This is a genomic window from Candidatus Darwinibacter acetoxidans (genome assembly GCF_041936445.1).
Taxonomy (GTDB): Bacteria; Bacillota; Limnochordia; order Darwinibacteriales; family Darwinibacteriaceae; genus DTU010.
Genome location: NZ_JBHGXH010000301.1, coordinates 1 through 2,928, shown reverse-complemented (window position 1 = coordinate 2,928; position 2,928 = coordinate 1). Strand labels below are relative to the sequence as shown.

Below are 2,928 nucleotides of genomic sequence, written 5' to 3'. Positions count from 1 at the left end.
AAAATCGCCGGGCTTGGCTGCCCTCCCGGCCTGTTAATAATGTATATGATTAACCCGTAGTGAACTTGCTTATTTTAGAGATCAGAAGTCGGAAGTCGGAGGTCAAAGCGCGGGAACACCGGCAGGTTGCGACTGCATGATAGAGGTGAAAAGAAGAGCTGGCCTAACGCCAGGAAAACAGATTCAGAATAAAAACAAGGGGCTGTGCTATCGTACAGCCCCTTGATCGCCGATAAGAGAAGAATTTAATCGTTTTCTTTCTCCTCCGCGCCGTCTTCGGCATCGAGAAGTTCGTCAAGATCTTCGTCTTCCCAATCTTCATCATCGATCATCACAATCTCGCTGCAGCGGGGACAGGTTATTTTGATGGCACTGTCCGTGTGCAGGAGATCGTCGCTGATCTCCACCATCTCCCGGCAATTGGGGCATTCCACGGTAAAAGTCTCATCATCGTCGTCTTCTTCTTCATCTTCGTCGTAGTCCCCGTAGACATCATCTTCTATCTCTGCCAGGTCCTCGTCGATAGCCTCCGCGTATTCCAGCAGCTCCTCGTACTCCGTTTTCAGCTGCTCAATTTCGTAGGCCATCTCATCCAGTACATCAACGATTTGCCGCAGCAGCTTGCCTTCCTTGCTCTCTTCATCCAGCGCCAGCCCCTCGGCCAAGCCTTTCAAGTACGATACACGAGCCTTCAAATCTTCTGCCATGCTCGCGCCTCCTTTCCTCTGACAACCTTATGTTTTTCTAGACACGCTCAATATATTCGCCGGTGCGCGTATCAACCCGTAAAATATCACCAACATTGATAAAAAGCGGCACCTGCACCACCAGCCCCGTTTCCAGGGTGGCCGGCTTGCTTCCTCCCGCCGCGGTGTCGCCCTTGACCCCCGGCTCAGTTTCCACTACCGCCAGTTCCACCGTGTTGGGCAGCTCTACGCCTATGACCCTATCCCCGTACATGATCACGTTCAGGGTTTCATTTTCTTTCAGGTACTTGGTGGCCTCTTCCATCTGCTCCTTGGTCAGGGAGATCTGTTCATAGGTCTCCTGGTCCATCAGGATGAACTCGTCGCCGCTGCGGTAAAGGTAGGACATGGCCTTCCGATCCAGGTGGGCCCGCTTTACCTTTTCACCGGCCCGGAAGGTGCGCTCGGTGACCGCGCCGCTATGTAAATTTTTTATCTTGGAGCGTACAAAAGCAGCGCCCTTCCCCGGCTTGACGTGCTGGAATTCCACCACCTCGTAAATTTCGCCGTCCAGTTCAACGGTCAGCCCGGTATGAAAATCATTTGTTGAAATCATCTTCTTCTCTACCTCCATGCATGGTTAAATCACGATCAGCTCCCGGGGGCTTGCCGTAAGCGACTCGGCGCCGCCGGAAGTGATAAGAACCATGTCCTCGATGCGCACGCCGCCCCAGCCGGGAATATAGATGCCTGGCTCAATGGTCACCACCATCCCGGGAACAAGGGTGGATTCGCTGCGGGGCGACAGGACGGGCTGCTCATGCACCTCCAGGCCCAGGCCATGCCCCAGCCCATGCCCAAAGTATTCTCCAAAGCCGGCCTCCTTAATCAGATCCCGAGCCAAGGCATCGGCCTCGACCCCTGTCATCCCCGGCCTGATCTTCTCCCGCGCCTCCTGCTGCGCCAGCCGGACGGCTTCGTAAATTTCGCGCGCACGGGCGCCGGGTTCACCAAGGGCAATCGTCCGCGTCATGTCGGTGGCGTAAGAATTGAAGGTCCCGGTAAAGTCCACCGTCACCAGTTCGCCGCGGCGGAGAGGCTTATCTGAGGCGATGCCGTGGGGGAGAGAGCCCCGCTCACCCGAGGCCACAATATAGCTGAAAAGAGACCCCTCCGATCCCTGGCGGCGCAGGTAGTATTCCAGCTCCAGGGCAACCTCTTTCTCGGTCATGCCCGGCTTGATGAGGTTGAGCAGGAATTCAAAGGCCTGGTCCATGATGGCAGCGCCGCGGCGCAGGATCTCCACTTCGTCCTCGCTTTTTACCGCGCGCAGCTCTTCCACCAGCCCCTTCACGGGGAGAAGCTCCAGCGCCAGCCCCTCTTTCAGCTCCCGGTGCAGGGCATAGGTGACATGCTCCTCTTCAAATGCCAGGCTCTTCCAGCCTGCGGCGCTTACGTACGGCTGCAGGGCTTCGCTGAGCTTCCCTTTCCAGGAGCAGACCTTAAAGTGAGGCGACTGCTTCTCCGCCTGCTCCAGATAGCGGAAATCGGTAAACAAAAAGGCTTCTCCCGCGCTGATAAGAAGGACGCCATTTGAGCCGCTGAAGCCGCTTATATAAAAGCGGTTGGCCGGATGGGTGATGAGGATTGCGTCCAGTGATCGTTTCTTCAGCTCTTCCTGCAAACGCTTCAGCCTGCCGGGCATCTTTTCTCCTCCTCTTTCCTGGGACGATTAAGAGCGGCGTCGCCGCAAGCCTCGCCTTAAGGCGCCGGGCAGCACGGCCTTTTTTTACATTTCCCTAATTGGCGCCATATTCCTGCCCCTTTTGGGGTAAATATTTAATCCCCAGCAGGGGTCTCTTGGCCGCCTGCGCCTTTTCTGCCGCCTTCTTAATTTTATATTGCGCCGGCATTATCGTAAAGAACACACCGCCACGGATTTATCTCGTTCATCGCCGCCGACTTTGCAGCAGCCCCGAGGTCCGGTACAGCATGGCCATGCTTTCAGGTATCCAGGGAATTCCCCGGGTAAAAAAAAAGCGCAGCCCTGCCAGGAGCGCCATGCTAAGGCGGAGGAGTGGGCGAAACCCGGACCCGCCCCGTGGCCGGCGTGATAATCACGTAGAGCCTGTCGCCGCGCCCGTTTTTGAAGCCCACCGTGCCGGCCGGGCTGGGTGCGCCGAGAGGCGAGATGGTAAAGCCGCGCACCCCGCCGTTAAGGGGAAAATTGTTCATGGCGTAA

The 2,928-nt window shown here is 56.6% G+C and carries 3 protein-coding genes; all 3 read right to left on the bottom strand.

Annotation, left to right across the window (positions count from 1 at the left end):
- Positions 1 to 245 precede the first annotated feature (245 nt).
- Genes ACE4YL_RS12545 through ACE4YL_RS12535 form a run of 3 tightly spaced genes read right to left on the bottom strand, consistent with a single transcriptional unit; the run spans position 246 to position 2,391 of the window.
- Positions 246 to 707, bottom strand: a complete 462-nt coding sequence (locus tag ACE4YL_RS12545; RefSeq protein WP_461369678.1) for a CD1247 N-terminal domain-containing protein — start codon at positions 705 to 707, stop codon at positions 246 to 248.
- Between the two features lie 37 nt (positions 708 to 744).
- Positions 745 to 1,302 carry an elongation factor P gene (efp, locus tag ACE4YL_RS12540; RefSeq protein ID WP_461369677.1) on the bottom strand — a complete coding sequence of 186 codons (558 nt, stop codon included), beginning with the start codon at positions 1,300 to 1,302 and terminating at the stop codon, positions 745 to 747.
- 24 nt (positions 1,303 to 1,326) lie between these two features.
- Complete coding sequence (locus ACE4YL_RS12535) at positions 1,327 to 2,391, bottom strand: M24 family metallopeptidase (RefSeq protein WP_461369676.1); 1,065 nt, start codon at positions 2,389 to 2,391, stop codon at positions 1,327 to 1,329.
- Between the last annotated feature and the right edge of the window lie 537 nt (positions 2,392 to 2,928).

Bases quoted from the DNA above. Each gene is read 5' to 3' on its own strand.
- ACE4YL_RS12545 (WP_461369678.1), bottom strand. From the start codon at position 707: ATGGCAGAAGATTTGAAGGCTCGTGTATCGTACTTGAAAGGCTTGGCC.
- efp (WP_461369677.1), bottom strand. From the start codon at position 1,302: ATGATTTCAACAAATGATTTTCATACCGGGCTGACCGTTGAACTGGAC.
- ACE4YL_RS12535 (WP_461369676.1), bottom strand. From the start codon at position 2,391: ATGCCCGGCAGGCTGAAGCGTTTGCAGGAAGAGCTGAAGAAACGATCA.